The 19,452-nt window shown below is 36.3% G+C and carries 19 protein-coding genes, 1 pseudogene and 3 other annotated features; of the genes and pseudogenes, 13 read left to right on the top strand and 7 right to left on the bottom strand.

The window, feature by feature from the left end:
* Entirely contained in the window at positions 1-912 is a 912-nt protein-coding gene (locus FI644_RS08460) for a class I SAM-dependent methyltransferase (protein WP_142108225.1), read from the top strand.
* Positions 913-983: 71 nt separating this feature from the next.
* Here the strand turns inward: FI644_RS08460 and arsC are convergent, their stop codons facing one another.
* The 3 genes from arsC to FI644_RS08445 are packed head-to-tail and all read right to left on the bottom strand — an operon-like array spanning position 984 to position 3,078.
* Entirely contained in the window at positions 984-1,397 is a 414-nt protein-coding gene (gene arsC, locus FI644_RS08455; RefSeq protein ID WP_142108224.1) for an arsenate reductase (thioredoxin), read from the bottom strand.
* Positions 1,398-1,419: 22 nt separating this feature from the next.
* A complete protein-coding gene (locus FI644_RS08450; protein ID WP_053478015.1) occupies positions 1,420-2,718 on the bottom strand; it encodes an arsenic transporter in 1,299 nt (432 codons plus the stop codon).
* Positions 2,719-2,736: 18 nt separating this feature from the next.
* Entirely contained in the window at positions 2,737-3,078 is a 342-nt protein-coding gene (locus FI644_RS08445; RefSeq protein WP_053478016.1) for an ArsR/SmtB family transcription factor, read from the bottom strand.
* A gap of 325 nt (positions 3,079-3,403) precedes the next feature.
* Between FI644_RS08445 and FI644_RS08440 the strand changes: the two genes are divergently transcribed.
* From FI644_RS08440 to FI644_RS08405, 8 genes are all read left to right on the top strand, one after another.
* A complete protein-coding gene (locus tag FI644_RS08440) occupies positions 3,404-3,952 on the top strand; it encodes a TetR/AcrR family transcriptional regulator (RefSeq protein WP_056681829.1) in 549 nt (182 codons plus the stop codon).
* Between the two features lie 2 nt (positions 3,953-3,954).
* Positions 3,955-4,278 (top strand): DMT family transporter, encoded by a 324-nt coding sequence (locus FI644_RS08435; RefSeq protein ID WP_053478018.1) that lies wholly within the window; start codon positions 3,955-3,957, stop codon positions 4,276-4,278.
* A gap of 17 nt (positions 4,279-4,295) precedes the next feature.
* Entirely contained in the window at positions 4,296-4,643 is a 348-nt protein-coding gene (locus tag FI644_RS08430; RefSeq protein WP_053478019.1) for a DMT family transporter, read from the top strand.
* A gap of 44 nt (positions 4,644-4,687) precedes the next feature.
* Entirely contained in the window at positions 4,688-5,830 is a 1,143-nt protein-coding gene (locus FI644_RS08425) for a diguanylate cyclase (protein ID WP_245637748.1), read from the top strand.
* Positions 5,831-6,006: 176 nt separating this feature from the next.
* Positions 6,007-6,241: a binding site (T-box leader), on the top strand.
* A gap of 32 nt (positions 6,242-6,273) precedes the next feature.
* Positions 6,274-6,508 (top strand) — a binding site (T-box leader).
* Positions 6,509-6,734: 226 nt separating this feature from the next.
* Positions 6,735-6,970: a binding site (T-box leader), on the top strand.
* Positions 6,971-7,028: 58 nt separating this feature from the next.
* Positions 7,029-8,240, top strand: a complete 1,212-nt coding sequence (gene thrS / locus FI644_RS08420) for a threonine--tRNA ligase (RefSeq protein WP_053478021.1) — start codon at positions 7,029-7,031, stop codon at positions 8,238-8,240.
* 101 nt (positions 8,241-8,341) lie between these two features.
* The gene (gene mutM, locus FI644_RS08415; RefSeq protein ID WP_053478022.1) at positions 8,342-9,145 is read left to right on the top strand and encodes a bifunctional DNA-formamidopyrimidine glycosylase/DNA-(apurinic or apyrimidinic site) lyase; all 804 of its coding nucleotides are present in this window, start codon (positions 8,342-8,344) and stop codon (positions 9,143-9,145) included.
* Between the two features lie 155 nt (positions 9,146-9,300).
* A complete protein-coding gene (gene corA, locus FI644_RS08410; protein ID WP_056681832.1) occupies positions 9,301-10,242 on the top strand; it encodes a magnesium/cobalt transporter CorA in 942 nt (313 codons plus the stop codon).
* Between the two features lie 168 nt (positions 10,243-10,410).
* Positions 10,411-10,914 carry a DinB family protein gene (locus FI644_RS08405; RefSeq protein ID WP_053478024.1) on the top strand — a complete coding sequence of 168 codons (504 nt, stop codon included), beginning with the start codon at positions 10,411-10,413 and terminating at the stop codon, positions 10,912-10,914.
* Positions 10,915-11,102: 188 nt separating this feature from the next.
* Here FI644_RS08405 and FI644_RS08400 read toward each other — a convergent pair.
* Positions 11,103-11,847 (bottom strand): annotated as a pseudogene (locus FI644_RS08400) (3-hydroxyacyl-CoA dehydrogenase); the annotation flags it as partial.
* Positions 11,848-11,980: 133 nt separating this feature from the next.
* On the opposite strand from FI644_RS08400, the gene FI644_RS08395 reads away from it, so the two are divergent.
* Both FI644_RS08395 and FI644_RS08390 read left to right on the top strand, forming a co-directional pair.
* On the top strand, positions 11,981-12,706 hold the full coding sequence (locus tag FI644_RS08395; protein ID WP_246067042.1) for an AlkZ-related protein: 726 nt from the start codon (positions 11,981-11,983) through the stop codon (positions 12,704-12,706).
* 174 nt (positions 12,707-12,880) lie between these two features.
* Positions 12,881-14,089 carry an MDR family MFS transporter gene (locus FI644_RS08390; protein ID WP_056681866.1) on the top strand — a complete coding sequence of 403 codons (1,209 nt, stop codon included), beginning with the start codon at positions 12,881-12,883 and terminating at the stop codon, positions 14,087-14,089.
* Between the two features lie 56 nt (positions 14,090-14,145).
* On the opposite strand, the gene FI644_RS08385 is transcribed toward FI644_RS08390, so the two are convergent.
* Positions 14,146-15,426 carry a DUF5068 domain-containing protein gene (locus FI644_RS08385; protein WP_056681870.1) on the bottom strand — a complete coding sequence of 427 codons (1,281 nt, stop codon included), beginning with the start codon at positions 15,424-15,426 and terminating at the stop codon, positions 14,146-14,148.
* Positions 15,427-15,823: 397 nt separating this feature from the next.
* Here FI644_RS08385 and FI644_RS26280 point away from each other — a divergent pair, with 397 nt between their 5' ends.
* Positions 15,824-15,982, top strand: a complete 159-nt coding sequence (locus FI644_RS26280; RefSeq protein ID WP_156319156.1) for a hypothetical protein — start codon at positions 15,824-15,826, stop codon at positions 15,980-15,982.
* Between the two features lie 296 nt (positions 15,983-16,278).
* Here the strand turns inward: FI644_RS26280 and FI644_RS08380 are convergent, their stop codons facing one another.
* Together FI644_RS08380 and FI644_RS08375 are read right to left on the bottom strand one after the other, a co-directional pair.
* A complete protein-coding gene (locus tag FI644_RS08380) occupies positions 16,279-17,568 on the bottom strand; it encodes an erythromycin esterase family protein (RefSeq protein ID WP_056681873.1) in 1,290 nt (429 codons plus the stop codon).
* A 200-nt stretch (positions 17,569-17,768) separates the two neighbouring features.
* Positions 17,769-17,987: a hypothetical protein gene (locus FI644_RS08375; protein ID WP_053478027.1), complete on the bottom strand. Its 219-nt coding sequence runs from the start codon at positions 17,985-17,987 to the stop codon at positions 17,769-17,771.
* 486 nt (positions 17,988-18,473) lie between these two features.
* Between FI644_RS08375 and FI644_RS08370 the strand changes: the two genes are divergently transcribed.
* Positions 18,474-19,337 (top strand): DUF2167 domain-containing protein, encoded by an 864-nt coding sequence (locus FI644_RS08370; protein ID WP_245637750.1) that lies wholly within the window; start codon positions 18,474-18,476, stop codon positions 19,335-19,337.
* The last annotated feature ends 115 nt before the right edge of the window (positions 19,338-19,452 follow it).

The following is a 19,452-nucleotide window of genomic DNA, read 5'->3' as shown; positions in this document are numbered from 1 at the left end:
GTGAAAAAAAATGAATCAGTTACGTCATTAGTTTCAGCATTTGGTCGAGCATACCATAGCCAATTTGATACACCCAAGATTTTTGATGATTTTATAGCCAAGGAACTAATAACTAAAAATGAGTTAATAGATATTCAAAAGAACATGGTCCAAGGGATACAATTTTTCAATAAAGAGATTGCTGAAAGGTTTAAAAATAATTCGGATGAAGTGTTAAAATGGATTACACAAGTACAGCTTTCACCGACACCATTGGCACGGGCTGCATATTGTGAGTCCGTATTATTAAATGAAGTAGAGTTAGGAGTTAAACAATATGTGATCTTAGGAGCTGGTTTGGATACATTTTCTTTCCGCTATCCTGAATTAACTAGCAGTCTAAATATTTTTGAGGTTGATCATCCAATTACACAAAAGTCTAAGAAGAAAAGAATAGCTGATGCGCACCTAGAAATACCGAACAACCTGCATTTTGTTCCTATGGACTTTACTAAGGAATTCACTAATACAGCATTGACAAAAGCTGGATTTAAGCAAGAAAAGTCCTTTTTTAGCCTTTTGGGTGTCACTTACTATTTAACGAAACCAGAAATCAAGGATTTGCTTGAAGATCTATTTGATCAAATGCCTTCGGGCAGTTCCATAGTATTTGACTATGCAGATGAGAATTTATTTCACGAATCGGGGTTATCCAATCGAGTGAAAAATACAGTAGCCATGGCAGCTGTTGGCGGGGAACCGATGAAATCCTGTTTCGCCTATGGTGAAATGGAAAGCCTTTTAGAAGATGTAGGGCTACTCATATATGAGCATCTAACTCCAATTGAGATTGATGATCGTTATTTTCGCAACCGAGAAGATTATCTATCTGCCTTTGAAACGATTCATTATATACATGCTGTAAAGAAATAATTGATTGTTACATTAAATCCCAACTTTTTGATCAAAGTTGGGATTTTCTTTCTTATCATCTTATTTCTTGCCTATTGCAGCTGGCTAAAATGTTTTAATTTATCGCCAATTTCATCACGCACACGCTGAAAGAAAGCCCATTTTTCTTCATCTGTTCCTTCTGCTTTTGCCGGGTCATCAAATCCCCAATGCTCTCTTTTTACATGTGGTGGTGTAACCGGGCATTTGTCTGCTGCGTCTCCACATAAAGTAACGACCAAGTCGGCTTGATTTAGAATAGCAGGATCAATTATATCTGAGGTTTGCTTAGAAATATCAATACCTGCTTCCTTCATGGCCTTGACTGCATTTGGGTTTAATCCATGCGCTTCAATTCCAGCACTGTATACATTCCACTCGCCGTTTAAATAATACTTTGCCCATCCTTCTGCCATTTGGCTTCTGCAAGAGTTTCCTGTACATAAAAAGTAGATTGTTTTCTTCATGAATTTTCTCCTCCTTTTATGCTTAATGAATGATTAACAACCATATATATAACCCAACTAAAGTAATAAACAAGGTTGGAATAGTTAACACAATGCCTGTTTTAAAATAAGTCCCCCAAGAGATTTTGACTCCTTTTTGCGAAAGGACGTGAAGCCATAATAAAGTTGCGAGAGAACCTATTGGTGTAATTTTAGGACCTAAATCTGACCCGATTACATTCGCATAAATAAGTGCTTCTCGTATGATCCCAGTTGTTTGAGTGTCCGCAATTGCAAGTGCGTCAATCATAACTGTAGGCAAATTATTCATGATCGAAGAGAGAATGGCAGCAATAAATCCCATTCCTACTGTTGCAGCAAATAAACCTTGATCAGCTGTTGCTTGAATAAGATCGGCTAACACATCAGTAAGCCCTTCATTTCTTAATCCATAAACAACCACGTACATACCAATTGAGAAAAATACAATGGCCCAAGGAGCTCCCTTAATAACTGTACGTGTATTCACAGCATGACTTCTTCTAGCCATGAAAAGGAAAAAAATCGCCACGATGCTAGCAATAATTGATACTGGAATCCTAGTAAATTCACTAGCAAAATATCCAAGAAGCAGTATGCCTAATACACCCCATGATAATTTGAACATTTTTTTGTCTCGAATGGCGTGGGCGGGCTGCTTCAGTTGGGACATATTATAATTCTTCGGAATGCTTTTACGGAAAAATAGAAAAAGCACAAGAATGCTTGCAGCTAATGAAAAGAAGTTTGGAATGATCATTCTTGAAGCAAACTCAGCAAACCCAATTCCAAAAAAGTCAGCAGATACGATATTCACTAAATTACTTACGATTAAGGGAAGTGATGTAGTATCTGCAATGAATCCACTTGCAATAATGAATGGGAATACCATTTTCTCATTAAACTTTAGATTACGAACCATGGCTAATACAATGGGTGTCAAAATGAGCGCGGCGCCATCATTCGCGAACAATGCAGCTACTATTGCGCCAAGTAAGGACACATAGACAAACATGAGAATCCCGTTTCCTCTTGCTGCTCTAGCCATATGTAGTGCTGCCCACTCGAAAAATCCAATTTCGTCAAGAATTAAGGAAATAATGATAATGGCAATAAACGTTAAGGTTGCGTTCCATACGATTGATGTCACATCGATCACATCATTAAAGTCTACAACTCCAACTAGAAGTGCTAAGAGAGCACCTCCACATGCAGACCAGCCGATGCCTAAACCTTTTGGCTGCCAAATGACTAAAGTCAATGTAGCTAAAAAGATTATAATGGCTAAAATAATTGAAATCATGTAGAATCCTCCATGCTGTTAGTCACAAGAAATACGTTTCCCTTGTGCCTCTAACTCTTTTAATTTAGATAGTTGATTTGGCAAATGACTGATTACATTACGGACAAAGTCATAATAAGTGTGTGAAGGATTTAAAGAGTAAAATACCCATTGGCCTTTTCTTGATTCCTTTACTAGGCCACTGTCTTTTAATTTTCTTAAATGCTGGCTTACAGCAGGTTGGGTCATTTGAAAAAGGGCTACAAATTCACATACACAGCACTCGTGATCAGCGAGAATTTTTATCATGGTTAAACGAGTTTTGTCTCCTAAAAGCTTGAGGATATTGGCTGCTGTTTCGATATCTAACTCATGTTTCAATGGTAAACCTCCAATCAATCATCATATAAATTTGAATAGCTAAGCTTATATTATTATATAAGCATATTCTTATATAAACAACTGTTAAATTACTCTTTATTTATTTTTTCTGCAGATTCTGCCTTACTAACAAGATAAAATTTTTTATCTTGTTAAATTCATTTGAGGATACATAAATTAGATTACGAAAATAAGTAATCGCCTCACTCCATTTGAATGTGTAGATACAATGTTTTATTAAGTGGTGTTAGTTTGACGAAAAAACCGTCCAGACGGTACAATAAGGATAAGGAATAGTTTAAATATATGTAAGGAGAGGAGCTAAATGGATTCAAAAGCCAATGAAAAACGCGAATTAATTTTGAGAACAGCAACGCAAATTGTTCTTGACAGTGGCTTTCATTCTTTGACATTGGATGCAGTGGCGAAACGAGCAGGAATAAGCAAAGGTGGGTTGTTATATCATTATCCAAATAAAGATTTATTGATAAAGGGGATAGCGATATACATCTTTGATGAGTTTTGTCATAATTTTAAAAGCTTCGCTGAAAAGGATCCTATTGAGAAAGGGAAGTGGTCTCGCGCTTTAATCGAAGCATCAAAATTTGACCTGGAGCATAATGCGGAGCTAAACGTGGGTATTTCAGCTGCTGCTTTATTAAATTCAGGTGTTGTTCAAAATATATCTGAAAGCTATCAATCTATTTTAACCAAGTTAGAAGATGATGGGATCAATCGAGTTACCGCCATGATCATTCGCTTAGTGTTAGATGGACTATATTACTCGCAATTGTTAAATGTAGCTCAAGTAGAAAAGGAGATGCAGGAGGCGGTATTCCAACAATTAGTAAAGATGACAATCAAGGAGGAATAAGGATGAGTGCTTTTGTCCTTTTATTAATTGCCATTGTAAGCGAAGTATTTGGGAGTTCCATGCTTAAAGTTTCAAATGGGTTTAAGAGAATTTTTCCTTCTTTAGGAATCGTAATCGGATACGGGATTGCCTTCTATGCTTTATCTATATCGTTAAAAACTTTGTCACTTGGAGTTGCCTATGCGATTTGGGCAGGATTAGGAACGGCGCTTACAGCGGTAGTAGGATTTACAATCTACAAAGAAAAGTTTAGCAGCAAAAAGCTAATAGGTTTGCTTTTAATCATCGGTGGAGTCATTCTATTGAATGTTGGAGGAGCTCATTAATATGGAGGGACACAAGTATGAAGGGATATGCCTTTTTATCTATTTCTATAATCGGAGAAATATTTGCAACTTCAATGCTTAAAATGTCAGAAGGGTTTACAGTTTTATTCCCTTCAGTTGGAGTTATTATAGGTTATGCACTTTCGTTTTATTGTTTATCATTGTGCCTTAAGACGATTCCATTAAGTTTGGCCTATGCGATATGGTCAGGTGTTGGAACCGCTTTAACCGCTCTAATTGGTGTATTAGTATGGGGTGAACTATTTAACATGCTTAAATTGTCGGGCATCATCCTGATTATTGGCGGAGTTGTTCTTTTAAATTTATCAGATAAGCCAGAAACAGCAAAAGAACTGTCAAACTGATAGTTCTTTTTTTATTAAGTTTTTACGGTTTGAATGAGTAGGGAATGGAAGGAAATAATGATTTTCATTGGCTTGAAAGTATGCTATCTTTCTTTTTGGTGATAAAAATGATGATTAAAGACCTTTTTACGAATTTGGCTATTCTCGTATCAGTTTTGTTTTTCTATTCTCAAGTATCAAATAAGTATCCGCTGCAAACTAAATCTACGCTTAAAATAAAGATTTTAATAGGTGTATTAGGCGGCGTTTTAAGTAATACTCTTATGCAATATAGTATCACCGTCGATAATACAATGGTGGATCTCAGGCATATTCCGACTATTCTATTAGCCTACTATGGTGGAGCAATACCTGCATTGATTTCCATGATTATGACGCTTGTAGGAAGGTTTCTAATTTCAGCGAGTGTATCTTCTTATCTTGCGATACTTATTAGTGTGTCGGGGACTTTGTTTGCATTATTTTTTTCAAAACAAAATTATTCTAAAAAAGTAAAAATCCTTGCGATAGTAACCTTTAATAATTTGGTGTTCTCCATTGTATTTAGTTATCTTGTAAGTAGCCTTATCATTGTTTTGAAGGTTTTGCCTATTTATTGGATCGTTTCATATTTATCAGCCTATTTATCATTTTATGTACTAGCCTATATAAGAAAAAGCCAAAAACTATTTAATAAATACCAAACAGAATCTACCACAGATGGATTAACAGGATTAAACAATGTGAGGAAATTTGAAGAAGTGTTTGAACACTTAATCAAAGATTTACAAACAAATGAACAGAAACTAGCTCTTCTATTTATTGATATAGACTTTTTTAAAAAGGTAAATGATACGTACGGGCATTCAGAGGGCGATGTGGTTCTGAGGGAATTAGGATTAAGACTTCAGCAAAGTACTAGAACCTTTGATATAGTAAGCCGAAATGGCGGAGAAGAATTTACAGTTCTCCTTTTAGATTGCCCATTAAATCGAGCAAATGAATTAGCGGAACGTATCAGAAAGAATGTTGAGGACACACCTTTTACATTGCATTCAGGGAAAGAAATCGACCTTACTATTTCAGTTGGAGTAGCATGCTATCAAGAAACGACAAAAGACCCAACTATGCTAATAGAGGATGCAGATAAAGCTTTATATCAAGCAAAACAATCTGGAAGAAATAGAGTCTGCAATTACGGGCAATAGGTATTTACTTGATAAAAAGAACCTTAACAAAAGCTGTCAGCCTGACAGCCATGCGGGATTACAGTGTAAAATTATACTAGAAAAGTTAAAGTGTAATGTATACAATGTTTTTTTAAAATCCGCTTGACATTTTTAAATATCTGTAATACAGTTATTTGCAATAATAATACGATCTGTTATTAGCTATGAAAAGGACATGAACTATTTTTGAATTTCTTTCCAGAGAACAGGGTCATTGGCTGGAAGCCCTGAAGAAAAGGAAATGGTTTACCGCCTTGGAGCAATTATGGGGAACTGGTTTGAAACCAAATTAACTATAATCGGTAAATCCGTTATCTTTTTGAGCATAAAGCACATTCATCATGTGCCTTATGGAATTAGGGTGGCACCACGACCGCACTCGTCCCTTTTATTGGGATGGGTGCGTTTTTTTTAATCAAATAGTTATCGCGTTGAAAAGGACATGAATTATTTTTAACTTTCTTATCAGAGAACAGGGTCATTGGCTGGAAACCCTGAAGAAAAGGAAATAGTTTACCGCCTTGGAGCAATTATGGGGAACTGGTTTGAAACCAAATTAACTATAATCGGTAAATCCGTTATCTTTTTGAGCATAAAGCACATTCATCATGTGCCTTATGGAATTAGGGTGGCACCACGACCGCACTCGTCCCTTTTGTTGGGATGGGTGCGTTTTTTTTTATAGTATCAGAATTTTTAACTTTGGAGTTAGAGAATTGTCTAGCTCCAGCGCCTATCGCCTATCAAACTTCAGGTCCCCTCCCTACGATAAGTCAACATCGGTTCGCACTCGCTCACCGTGTTTCCTTTATCTCAGTCGTGACCCTTCCAGTTTGTACGGCGATGATCAAGGCGCTTGCGCTTTTCTAGATAAAATCAAATAGTTATCGCGTTGAAAAGGACATGAATTATTTTTAATTTTCTTACCAGAGAACAGGGTCATTGGCTGGAAGCCCTGAAGAAAAGGGAATAGTTTACCGCCTTGGAGCAATTATGGGGAACTGGTTTAAAACCAAATTAACTATAATCGGTAAATCCGTTATCTTTTTGAGCATAAAGCACATTTCATCATGTGCCTTATGGAATTAGGGTGGCACCACGACCGCACTCGTCCCTTTTATAGGGATGGGTGCGTTTTTTTATTTATAAAGATTTTAAAAATTAGGGGGACTTTAAGATGTCTAATCAAATCGAAGCAGAAAAAAGAAATCATCGAAAGTTAGGTCAAGAGTTAGAGCTTTTTACTTCAATGGAAGAGTCACCAGGGATGCCTTTCTTCCTGCCAAAAGGAATGGTCATTCGTAATGAGCTTGAAAACCTTTGGAGAGAGAAGCACCAAAAGGCAGGCTATCAGGAAATTAAAACACCTATTATGATGAAACAGGAAATTTGGGAGCAGTCAGGTCATTGGCAGCACTACAAGGATAATATGTATTTCTCTCATGTGGATGAACAAAGTTATGCGATTAAACCAATGAGCTGTCCCGGAGCGATTTTAATTTTTAACAATAAACGAAGAAGTTACCGTGAATTGCCGATTCGCTTTGCTGAACTTGGGTTAGTCCACCGCCATGAACTGTCAGGCTCTATTAATGGACTGCTAAGGGTGCGTTCCTTTACACAAGACGATGCCCATTTATTTGTCCGGGTAGACCAAATTGAATCCGAAATAGATAAGGTATTATCCTTGATTGATGAATTCTATGCTCATTTTGGTTTTGAGTATAAGGTAGAGCTTTCAACTCGGCCTGACGAATACATGGGTTCAAAAGAAATTTGGGATGAAGCTGAATTCGCATTAGAGTCTGTTTTAAAAAGCAAAGGGATGCCATACCAAATCAATCCTGGAGATGGAGCTTTTTATGGACCAAAAATTGACTTTCATATTTTGGATTCACTCGGACGAAGCTGGCAATGCGGAACAGTTCAGCTTGACTTCCAAATGCCAGAAAAGTTTGGCTGCTCATATGTAGGTGAAGATGGGAAGCTTCATTGCCCTGTAATGATTCATCGGGCGATTTATGGCTCAGTTGAGCGGTTCATGGCAATCTTAATTGAACATTTTGCTGGTGATTTTCCGCTATGGCTGGCACCTGTTCAGGCAAAAATAATAGCTATTTCAGATTCCCATATTGATTATGCTTCTGAAGTTAAATCACAATTAGAATCTGCGGGAATACGAGTGGAATTGGATTCGAGGTCTGAGAAGATGGGACTTAAGATAAGAGAAGCGGAAAAGCAAAAGATTCCTTATATGCTAATCATCGGTGATCAAGAGGCAAGGGATAGGTCTGTGGCGATAAGAAAGCGAAAGGAAGGAAATCTTGGCGTCATGAGTGTTCAGGCTGTGATTGAGCATTTCAGTGAGGAAATAAACGCAAACAATTAAAGGAAGTTCGACAAGAAAAGTTGAAAAATAGCTGTTGCCAGAATAGGGGTATAGGTATGGCGGAATAATACGATGAAAGATGTTTATGTAGGAGTGAAATCATGCCGGAACTACCCGAAATGGAGACGTATAAATTGTTGCTGCGACCATTGATTGGCGGTCAAACAATTACGGAGGTCACGATAAACCGGGAAAAATCAATTAATGTACCAGTTGAGCAATTTACTTCTCTTGTTTTAAATCAGAAAATAAAAGGCATTGAAAGAAGAGCGAAATATCTAGTTTTCCAGCTGCAAAATGACTCAAATTTACTTTTGCATTTAATGCTTGGTGGCCGAATGTTTTTTGGAAAGGAAGAAGACCGTCCAGATCGAACGGTACAGGTACAATTATCCTTTGGAAATTATCACCTTTACTTTATTGGTCTCCGTTTAGGGTATTTACATCTTTTATCACATGAAATGGTACAGCAGGAATATCAACAAATTGGGCCTGAGCCGCTTGATCAAAATTTTTCTCTCCATGCTTTTCATACCATCATGAAAGACAAAAGAGGGGGTTTGAAAACAACACTGCTGAATCAAGAGGTCATTGCTGGCATCGGGAATCGCTATTCGGATGAAATTCTTTGGCATGCACAGCTTCTGCCAGAAAGAAAAATAAATGAACTAGATCCTGATGATCTTGCTCGCCTATACGAATCAATCCAGCATATTCTTCAGCTCGGGATTCAACAAGGCGGTTATATGGAGGAGCCCCTTTTTAAGGGAGATGGCAAAACAGGAGGCTATGAAATGTATGTCCATAGCCGTGAAGGGGAAAATTGCAGACGGTGTCATTCACCGATTGCAATGAAAGAAATTTCCTCGCGTAAAACGTACTTCTGTCAAAACTGCCAGCATTAAAATGAAAAGAATAAAAATTATCCCAAACAGCACTGTGATTCGTTTGAAATGAACTACAGTGCTTTTTCTTTTAAGACTTCTTTCGATTAATATTTTTTGTAATGATTGCAAAAGCTTAGTGTGTATTGACGAAAAATAAAGAAGGTATCTAATACATGATTCGGATTTTTGCTGTTACTGTCGATTTAAAACTGATAAAAGATATACCAATGGATCGCTTAACTGATCAAAATATAAAATGGTATTGGGTAGATTTTGATTCTCCTGCTGAAGAGGAAGTGAAGCTTCTTAAAACACATTTTAATTTCCATCCACTTGCGATAGAAGACTGCTTGCACTTTTTACAGCGTCCTAAACTTGACCATTACGAGGGCTATGATTTCTTTGTTTTGCATACATTAAACCAATCTTCACTAATGCCTGAAGAAGTGGATGTATTTGTAGGACATAATTTCATTGTAACTTTTCATCTTACATCCTCAGTTGAAATTGAATTCATTCAACAAAGAATAATAGAAGATAAAGCTGTTATAAGTAAAGGTGCAAAATATATTTACTATTTAATAATGGATAAAATTGTAGATGAATTTTTCCCAAGTGTTTATCAAATGGAAGATGAATTAAATGAAATCGAAGCAAAAGATGCAAACCAAAATTTAATTGAGGAAGTTTATGAAATCAGGAAAAAACTGCTTAGATTGCGCAGAACCATTTTACCTATGCGAGAATTACTTTATAGGATTTTAAACTCTGAGAACTTAATCATTCCTAAAGAAGAACGGATTTATTTTATGGATATATACGACCATTTGCTGAAGCTTTCTGAAATGATTGAGTCCAATCGGGAAATGACAGCAGATATTCGGGATAGTTATCTTTCCATTAATTCTGATCGAATGAATACGATTATGAAGACGCTTACTGTGATGACATCTGTTTTTGTCCCTTTAACCTTTATCGCAAGCATTTATGGAATGAACTTTGAATATATGCCGGAACTCTCCTGGCATTTTGGATACTTCGGTGTATTAACAGTAATGCTTGTGGTTGGCTCTACTATGTTAATCGGATTATGGATTAAAGGCTGGTTTAAATAAAATATATGGTGGGACGAGGGGACAGGACCCTTGTCCTATTTTTGTTTTAAATAGGAATCAAGTGTGTTTTTCAAAGCTATGTGAAAAGGAATTAATGAATATGTGTAGAATAAAGATTTTTGTAGTAAATAATTTCAAAGAAATATAGCAGCTGGGAGGAATAGGGAAATGAAAGATAACAGAGCCAAGAAAATGTACGATTACCATGTTTGGGCTAACCAGAAAGTATTCCAGCATTTGAAGCAATTGCCTGAGGGGATTTATAAAGAGAGGATCAATAGTGTGTTCTCATCGATTTCAGAGGTAATGGTCCACCTGTATGCAACAGATGTCACGTGGCTGGAGACGATGAAGGGAAGCAGTTATCAGGATACAGTTACAGCGGTTAACCGCCGAAAGCAAGAGGCATCTGAAGTATCTATCGCCGAACTTGAAGGTCTTTATCATTCGCTTTCAGAAGAATATTATCATTTTTTTGCAGAGCAGCAGGATGGAGAGCAAATCATTATTACTGAGCACCCTCGATTTGGACGTACGGAATTCGTACTTGCCGATCTTATTCACCATGTAGTCAATCATGGCACCTACCACCGCGGAAACATATCAGCCATGCTGCATCAGCAAGGTGAACGAGGAATTCCAACGGACTATGTATATTATCTTTTTAAGTGATGGGACGAGGGGACAGGAACTTTGTCCCACAAACTTATTAGTGTATAAAGGTAATTTCTTTTATAAACGATTTGGACACTGGGACAGGGAACCTGTCCTTATGTCCCGCAATTGAGAACTGCCAGCGTGTACCTTTCGATTAAACTAGTCGATAAATTGGGGGATATTTAGTGGGACGAGGAAATAGTTGCAAGAGTGATGTTATAAGCGGTATTAATGCCTACTACATCTAAAATCGCAAACGGACCAAGTGGTGCGCCTGTTCCTACCATCCACGTTTTATCAATGGTTTCTGAATCAGCAATTTCTTTTATTAATAGCATTTGAGATGCATCTAATAAAGGAACCAATAAAGAATTTAAAATATAGCCAGGCTGCTCTTTTTGTAATGGCAAGGCAACCATTCCCCAATGGCTTTAGCAAATTCAATGACTTCATCAAACACTTTCATATCTGTTCCTGGATGTTCATGATTTCAGCGGTATTGTTTTTCAAATTTTCATTGACAAAATGTAAAGCCAGGAATTTTTCTGGACGGTCAGTTACCTCTGCAAATTGGCTTGGCAGCAATGTGGAAGAATTCGATGCAAAAATCGTCTTTTCAGGTGCAACTTTCCCAAGCTCAGAGTAAAAATCTATTTTAATTTGAACCACTTCAGGAATGGCTTCAATTACGAGGTCTGCATCACGAACAGCTTCTGACATGTGACTGCTAAAACAAATTCGATTGTAAGCATTGTTAACCTCTTCCTCCTTTGCCCCTAAATCTTCTTGGTAATGTGGCTTTAAATTCATAATTCTATCTTTTGCACATGCTAACGTCTCATCATTAATGTCATATACAACTACATTGAATTCGTTAAAAGCGGTTTGGTATGCAATCTGACTTCCTAAAACACCGCTCCCGGCAACTGTAATATTTTTATAATTCATAGCAATTCTCCTTTACATACTCTTAAATAACTGCTTCTTATTACCTAAAATCTGCTATCTTATCACGGCACATATCTTTAGAAAAAATGAAAGAATTTGCCCAGAGGGCTTGTTCAACAAGAAGGGAATTTTAATGAGTTTATCGAAAATAAAAGGAAAAGATTTATATAAAGGAGCTATGCTGATGGATTATAAAGTGAAAACATATGAGGAAGCTGTAAAAGTAGTTGAAGAGGTTGGATTGCTGCCTCTGGCCCCTTTGATACCTGATTTTCCATCCTTGAATAGCATTACTTTGGAAGAAGCCTGGCATTCTGGGACAGAATTCGATCCTTGGAATTGGAGGACGAAGTTTTCTGCAGAAGGGGTAGCTGGGTACGGGAAATTTATGAAGAAAAAATCAATACTTGTATCCCGACAGTTACTCCCTTATGTGAAAAAGGTGCTTGGCTATAATGATTCGGTTGAAGAACGTTATTACAATGGGAATGTATCAAAAGAAGCGCTGCATTTGTTCAGGATTATTAGTCTTGAAGAAGGGATCGATACAAGAACATTGAGGACGAAAGCAGATATGCGGGAGAAAGAAAAAAAGAAGATATTTGAAAATGCATTAGTAGAATTGCAAGGAACAATGGATATAGTTATTTCAGGCATTCAGGAAAAAACGGATGAGAATGGGGAAAAGAATGGCTGGAGCAGCACTTCTTTTGAAACGTATGATTCTTGGGCAAAAAGAAATCAGATAGAATTAATTGAAATTAATAGAGAAGAAGCCATAGACTATCTTCTGACACACTTTAAAAATATATGTACGAATGAAACCTCTGTAAAAAAACTCGAAAAAATTCTTGTGTGATATAGTAAACAACAATTTATCATGAAAGTCTCTTTTATAAACCATTTAATTACAAAAAAATGTTTAAAAGGAACACGCCTTCGATTATAATCAACATAATCGAACGTGTGTTTTTTTGTGGCAATTTTTTTGCAAATTGATGGACAGTTTCTATAAGAAAGGGATACGTACATAATGAAAAAGACAAAATCTTTCCATATCCTTGTTTGGGTTATCCTTGGGGGCACGGTTTTTACAAGAATAGCCAGTTTTATGGCTATTCCATTTTTGGCTTTATATTTGCATAATACGCAGGATGTTCATCCGGTATTAATCGGAATTACGGTAGGAGTCGCACCACTTGTTGCGACAATTGGCGGTTTTATTGGCGGGTATTTGACCGATCGATTTGGCCGAAAAAAGGTTATCCTTACGACGATTTTTGTTTGGAGCTTTGTCTTTATTGGTTTTGGATTAGCCAAAAGTATTTACCTATTTATTTTCCTGAACGCTTTAAATGGGTTATGCCGCTCCTTTTTTGAGCCGTCGACACAAGCGTTAATGATTGATTTCACTGAACCTAATCAGCGCAAAAGGATGTTTACACTTCGTTATACAGCCATTAATATTGCAGGTGTAATCGGGCCGTTGCTAGGGGCTTACATTGCTACTGTTTCAACGCAGAGCATCCCATTTTTTATTACAGGTTTTATGTATTGTGTTTATGGTGTTTTTCTCTTCATTATTTTAAATCGCTATACGATGCGGCAGGTTATAAGCAAGTCACCGGTTCATATTTTTCAAATGCTAAAAATTGTGACCTCTAATCGTGCACTTGTTTTCTTTATTTTAGGGGCGATCTTTATTAATATTGGGTATTCTCAATTGGACTCTACTATTCCACAATTTTTAGAAATAAATTTCGAAAATGGGGTTTATTTATATTCAGTCATAATTGCATTAAACGCTGCGATTGTCATTCTGCTGCAATTTCCAATTAGTCTTTGGAGTGAAAAAATATCAGCTGTCAATGCAATGACCATTGGGATTCTCTTTTTTGTTGCCGGTTATATTCTTTTTATTTTTGGAACAAATCTCCCTATGCTTATTGTGGCTATCGCTGTCGTAACATTAGGGGAAATTTTTACGTTTCCTTCTATGAATATTCTAATTGATCAAATTGCGCCAGATGATCAAAAGGGAACTTACTTAGGGGCAGCTCAGTTTAGAAATGTCGGCAGCTTCGTCGGTCCTATCATAGGCGGTTGGCTATTAACGTTTGGAAGCGGAGCCTATTTATTTGGCACAATGGCCCTTATTGTATTACTTAGTGTTTTCTTTTATCGGGCAGGAGATCGTTTTGCCGGGTCTTCTAAAGAAGTACAGAGATGTGAGGCGCTATAGAATAAATAAAAAGCCTTTCCTCGATTAAAAACGAGGAAAGGCTTATGAAGATCAAATTATTTTAGAGTAAATGTAACCTTTTTCCCTTTTGAAAGATCTTTTGCTTCTTTATCTCTCATTGGTCCTACTTCAACTTCAAATGATTTATCTTTCCAAATTTTATCATACATTTCTTTTTCTAATACATAGATTTGCAGCAGCTCACCTTTAGCTCCAGGTGCAATTACATCACTATATTTATAATTTAGTAACATGCCTTCGTTAAGCATATATTGTGTTCCGTCATTAACCGTTAGTTTAGAGCTGATTGAACTTTGGGCAATCTCTGAAGCACCTTTATTATCAATATTAAACTTTACAGTTAATAGAACAACCCCATTATTGAACGCTTCAAATCGCGGTGCTTCCACTTCGTTTGGTACAAATTCAGTGAATTGATACCCATCCAAAGTAACAGTCGCATCACCAAGAGGTTCACTTTTACCAATTCCATTTTTCTCTTCGATCATTGTTTTCGTGCCCATATCATCAATGGTTGCCTTATCTTGATAAAAGCTCTTATTACCTTCTACTTTTTTCTCGCCGCTTTCATTCAGTGACAGTGTGAATTGTCCTTCTTTTCCGAATGAAGAAGAAAAATCATCTTTTACAGCTAGTGGAGCAGGGACCTCTATGGCTGCAGTTGATAAATTAAGTACTTGTTTTAAATGATCATCACCAAATGGGTACGTATAATAGCCGGAAATAGTTTCTCCAGATTTAATTAAGTATCCGTTGGAAGGAGCTAGTTTTGTTGGCAGCTGTTCCTCTTCAGGCAAAAGATCTCTATAATTATTATATGCCTTCGAAGCACCTGTAAAATTCAGATAAAACGCAGGCATATAATAAGCATCTTTATCTGTTTCGTTCTTCACAGTATATTTGGCAATAATGACGCCACCATTTGTTTGATCATTAAACGGAATCATAAAATCTGTATGAAAGTCTTTTAATTCAACAAGTTTATATGCATCTAATGAGACAGAAACCCCTTCCATCTCGTGCTTTTGCGGAGTGTCATTTTCATAAAGGATCTTAGTCGTTCCTTCTGTTTCTTTTTCCATGTAACTAATTAATTCCGAAAAGTCGCTGGAACCTTCATTTTCTTTTGTATCGGCTTCTTCTGTTTCTTTTTCTGTATCTTCATTTTTTTCTTTCTTATCCGCTTCTGCTGCAGCTGTTTCTTTAGAACCTTCTGATTCCTTCTCCTTAGATGCTTGCTTATCTCCACTACACCCGGCTAAAACGAATGCAGCTACTAGCATAGCAATGAGCAAGGTAACTAGTTTTTTTGGCATAAATCTAAACAACCTCCAAATAAAAATTATTCTCTAATCCTACTATAATATGGTAATTGAACAAGGGTAAAAAGGTCTAATAGTGGCAAAATATACCTAATGTTACGGGATGAGAAATTTGATCAATTTGTACTAAAAAATGGTAGTTTAACATAGTGATTTTAGTCATGCAGATAATTGAAGTGAGAAAAGACTTATATGATTATATGACATTAGATGGGAATTTTTACTATTTTCTTGAACTTCTATGCAATCCTTAAGAAATAATATATATTATGATTATTTTGTATGACAATTTACGCTAAATCATTCTAAATAACGATAAGGATATCCAACCAATGAAAAAGCAAACTTTAAAGGTATTTATAATCAAACTGTGCAGGTACTTGGCCGACCGATGGAAATTGAAACAAATATGCAAAGCCGCGAAGTTTCTATTGTTCTGCCTTTAAAAGACAGCTTGCCTACGGATGCCAAGGAACGAGAAAAAATCCTTGATAATCTTGCCATCTTTAATATAGCGATGGTACAAAGGAAGTTTTACGAGGAAAAGTAATTCTATATAAGAACAATGGTGAATTAGTTGTATGGGAAAAAATCAACAAAACAAAAAAACTCCCGCGTATTTTGAAAAAGGGAGAAAAATACCGAGTGTATCGTTATGTACCCGGTATGTATGATCTAGGTAATGGGAAATACGTAGTTCAAAACGAACAAATCCTATTTCAATCTTTGAAATAGACCGGAAATTGGCAGGGAATAATATTAAAACAACCAGCTGCTGTTTTTTTACAGTAACTGGTTGTTTTTCTACTTTATTCTAGAATGGCTGATTCCCTTTCCATTTGCATCCTATTGCTGATTCTCTGCTGGGACACGGTTTCTGTCTCTCTGTCCCGCAAGTGGATGAAGTGCATTCGTGTTATTGATATAAATAAACGCATCGTATCGTTCGGACATTTTTGAGGGTACGTAATTTCCTAAATGCTCGTCTAGAGGGTTGTATACGACGCCGATGGCACGATGTCGGATGGGATGATTGAATACATGCCTATTTTCATTATTAAATAGTAATATTTTATTTTTAGTATTGGCCCTGTGCATAAGGTCTTCCCAGCTGTCAGCTTGGGCTGGAGGGGTGATCATTTGTTTGAAGTTATTGCCCCATTTGTCAGCAGCTATGACTGAACCGCGATGTGTACCAAATCCAATAATAAAGAGATTTTCTTCTTCTTCTTGTTCCCTCAATAATTGTCCGACGTTCACGATTCCCTCATCTGCCATGTCTGTTGCTCTAGCATCGCCAACATGGGTGTTATGCTCCCAGATAATTCCCTTTGCCTGATTCCCGAAGAACATCATAATTCTGTTCAATGTTTCAACCATATGGCGGTCGCGGATATTCCATGATTCATTATCGTTTGTTATCATTGTCCGATAGTAATTTTCTGCATTTGCCGTAATAAGTGCATTGACCTCAAGGTTTAATCCACTTTCTTCATTATCCAAATAGATATTCCTTTTTAAAGATATATCTGTTAACAGTTTTATGACTTCATCATGACAGTCAGCTGAATAGAAAGCTGCAGATATACCATATTTTTCGGGTTGACGATTGAATGGCTCAAAGCAGGCAATTGTTTTTCTTGCTGCCACAATATCAGGTGAGTTTGTTTCTTCTAAATAGTTCACTATTTCATCTAATGACTCCCAAAGGCTGTAGACATCAATCCCGTAAAACCCAACTTTTCTCTCAAGAGGCTGTCTTTGATTATAGGCTTTTACCCATTCTATAAATTCAACCATTTCCTCGTTGGCCCACATCCAGGTTGGCCAGCGGTTAAATGCCTGTAATACATCTCGGGCATGGTTGCTTTTCAGATCCCAGCCTTTAATATATTCATTGACTTTCTGACAAACCGGCCAATCACCTTCAACTGCTAAAAAGGTAAAACCTTTTTCCAGAATTAGTCTTTTTGAAAGTTCTGCTCGAATGTTATAAAATTCTGAGGTCCCATGTGAGGATTCACCAAGTAAAACAAACTTCTCGTTATTCATTCCTTTTATTAGTACATCTAGATCCCGAAGATCATTGAGTGGGTGTGCAAAGCTTTGAATAGCTTGAATGAACTTTTTCTCCAATTCTATCCCTCAATATCGTTTGCTTATTAATCTAAAGATTAAGGGATATTGTTTCCAGGTTCTTGTGTTCTCATACACTTTCTGATTAATGAAATCATTAGGGGACAGGTACCCTGTCCCCAACTTTAAAGCGAATATACAGTATAAATTTACTTGTCTTTGTTGACTAGAAAATAAAAAATAGAATTTTTATCTCCCGATTATCTTTTCTTCTTTTTTGTGTTGTCTATAGTAGGTTTGTTTTTACTGACTGTTTCTAGAAGAACTTGTACATGGTAGTTTCTCTCATCTGAACTAGTAACGCTTGAAACCTTCCCCTTACGTCCTTTAATGGTTAGGTTTTCACCAACAGATGGGACATTATTGAGCAATTGGCTTAATAAAAGATTTTTGTTTTCAAAAAAATTTACTGTAAACATTTTCGTCTCCCCTATTTCATATAAAATGTGATACTCTACTCTCTAAAAAATATGTGATGAACGATAGATAAAGACCAAAATTATATATAGAAAATTTTTTCTTAAACTTTCTACTATTTATAAAAAGAAGGGTCTAAAGATCTAGTTCTTTAGGATTGTTTGTAGGGGTAAAAACAATGCTGTAAGTATGTTGTGGGTACAAATAAATTGAAATCTATAAAAATCTTAGCTTACAAAAATAGTTCGATTTACTAAGGTTTACATAGTGTTTATGTGAACGAAGATCCTTTAAAACTTTACTAATATGAGTAATTAGTATGATTTTCAGAAAAAGAAAAATTCATAGCCTTAATCAATTGTAAAAATCATGCAATTATACCCATTTTATTGTAATAATAGTATGATAAAATCATAAATGGGTAATTTTGGTATAGGATTTTTGTTTTAATTTATTTATGTATGAGAGATTGGGAGGAAAATTTTATAATGAAACGATTGGTATTAATGTTGTTTGTACTATGCATGATGTTTAGTACAACAGTGGCAGCAGAAGAAGATTATAATTGGATTGAGGGGGGACAACCCGTTGATCTTGGTGGAATTGCCACAGTTGATCTTGACCCAGAATTCATCTTTCTTGATGCAGAAAATACGAAGAAAATGAGTATGGATTACGGGGATCCAGTTTCAGGTCTTGAAGTGGGCAGCATCTTTCCAACAGATGAGAATGCAACATGGGCAGTCTTTTTTGACTATGAGGAGTCTGGTCACATTAAAGATGCTGAAAAAGAGAAAATAGATGCAAAAGCACTATTAAAGAGTTATAAGGAAGGTACTGAAGAAGCAAATAAGGAACGCCAGCCAGGCGACCGTTTTTATGTAACGGGCTGGGATATTAAGCCTTTCTATGAGGAAAAAACGCATAATCTGACTTGGTCAATGTTACTTGAAGACGAAAACAAGGAAACATTTTTAAATTATAATACAAGAATCCTAACAAGAGAGGGAAACATCTCAGTTATTCTTGTAACTGATCCACAAAACAGAGAAGCGGATAAAAAGCTGCTTGATGAAAAAATACTTTCAAAGTTCAAAGTGAATGATGGAAAAAAATATGAAGATTTTGATAAGTCTACTGATAAAGTAGCAGATTACGGTTTAACTGGACTGATTCTAGGTGGTGCAGGTCTAGCTGTAGCTAAAAAGGCAGGGATCCTAGCTGTTATTCTTGCATTTGGGAAAAAATTTGGCATAATTGCGGTAGCTGGAATTGCAGCTTTATTTGGTTTCATTCGAAAAAAGAAAAGGAATAACCAATCAACTGGTTCAGATGATTCCTTAAATCAATAAATAATCTAGAATTAAAATAGTTTTATCGGAAAAACCTCTTAGGCTTCTATTCACCTAAGAGGTTTTTTCTGCTTTTGGCATTAATGGTGCTGCGTTATAACCGCTAAAAAATGGC

It is taken from the genome of Cytobacillus solani, from assembly GCF_006704205.1.
Classification (GTDB): Bacteria; Bacillota; Bacilli; order Bacillales; family Cytobacillaceae; genus Cytobacillus; species Cytobacillus solani.
Note: the sequence above shows the minus strand (reverse complement) of the source record. Positions and strands in the feature narration are given on the sequence as shown.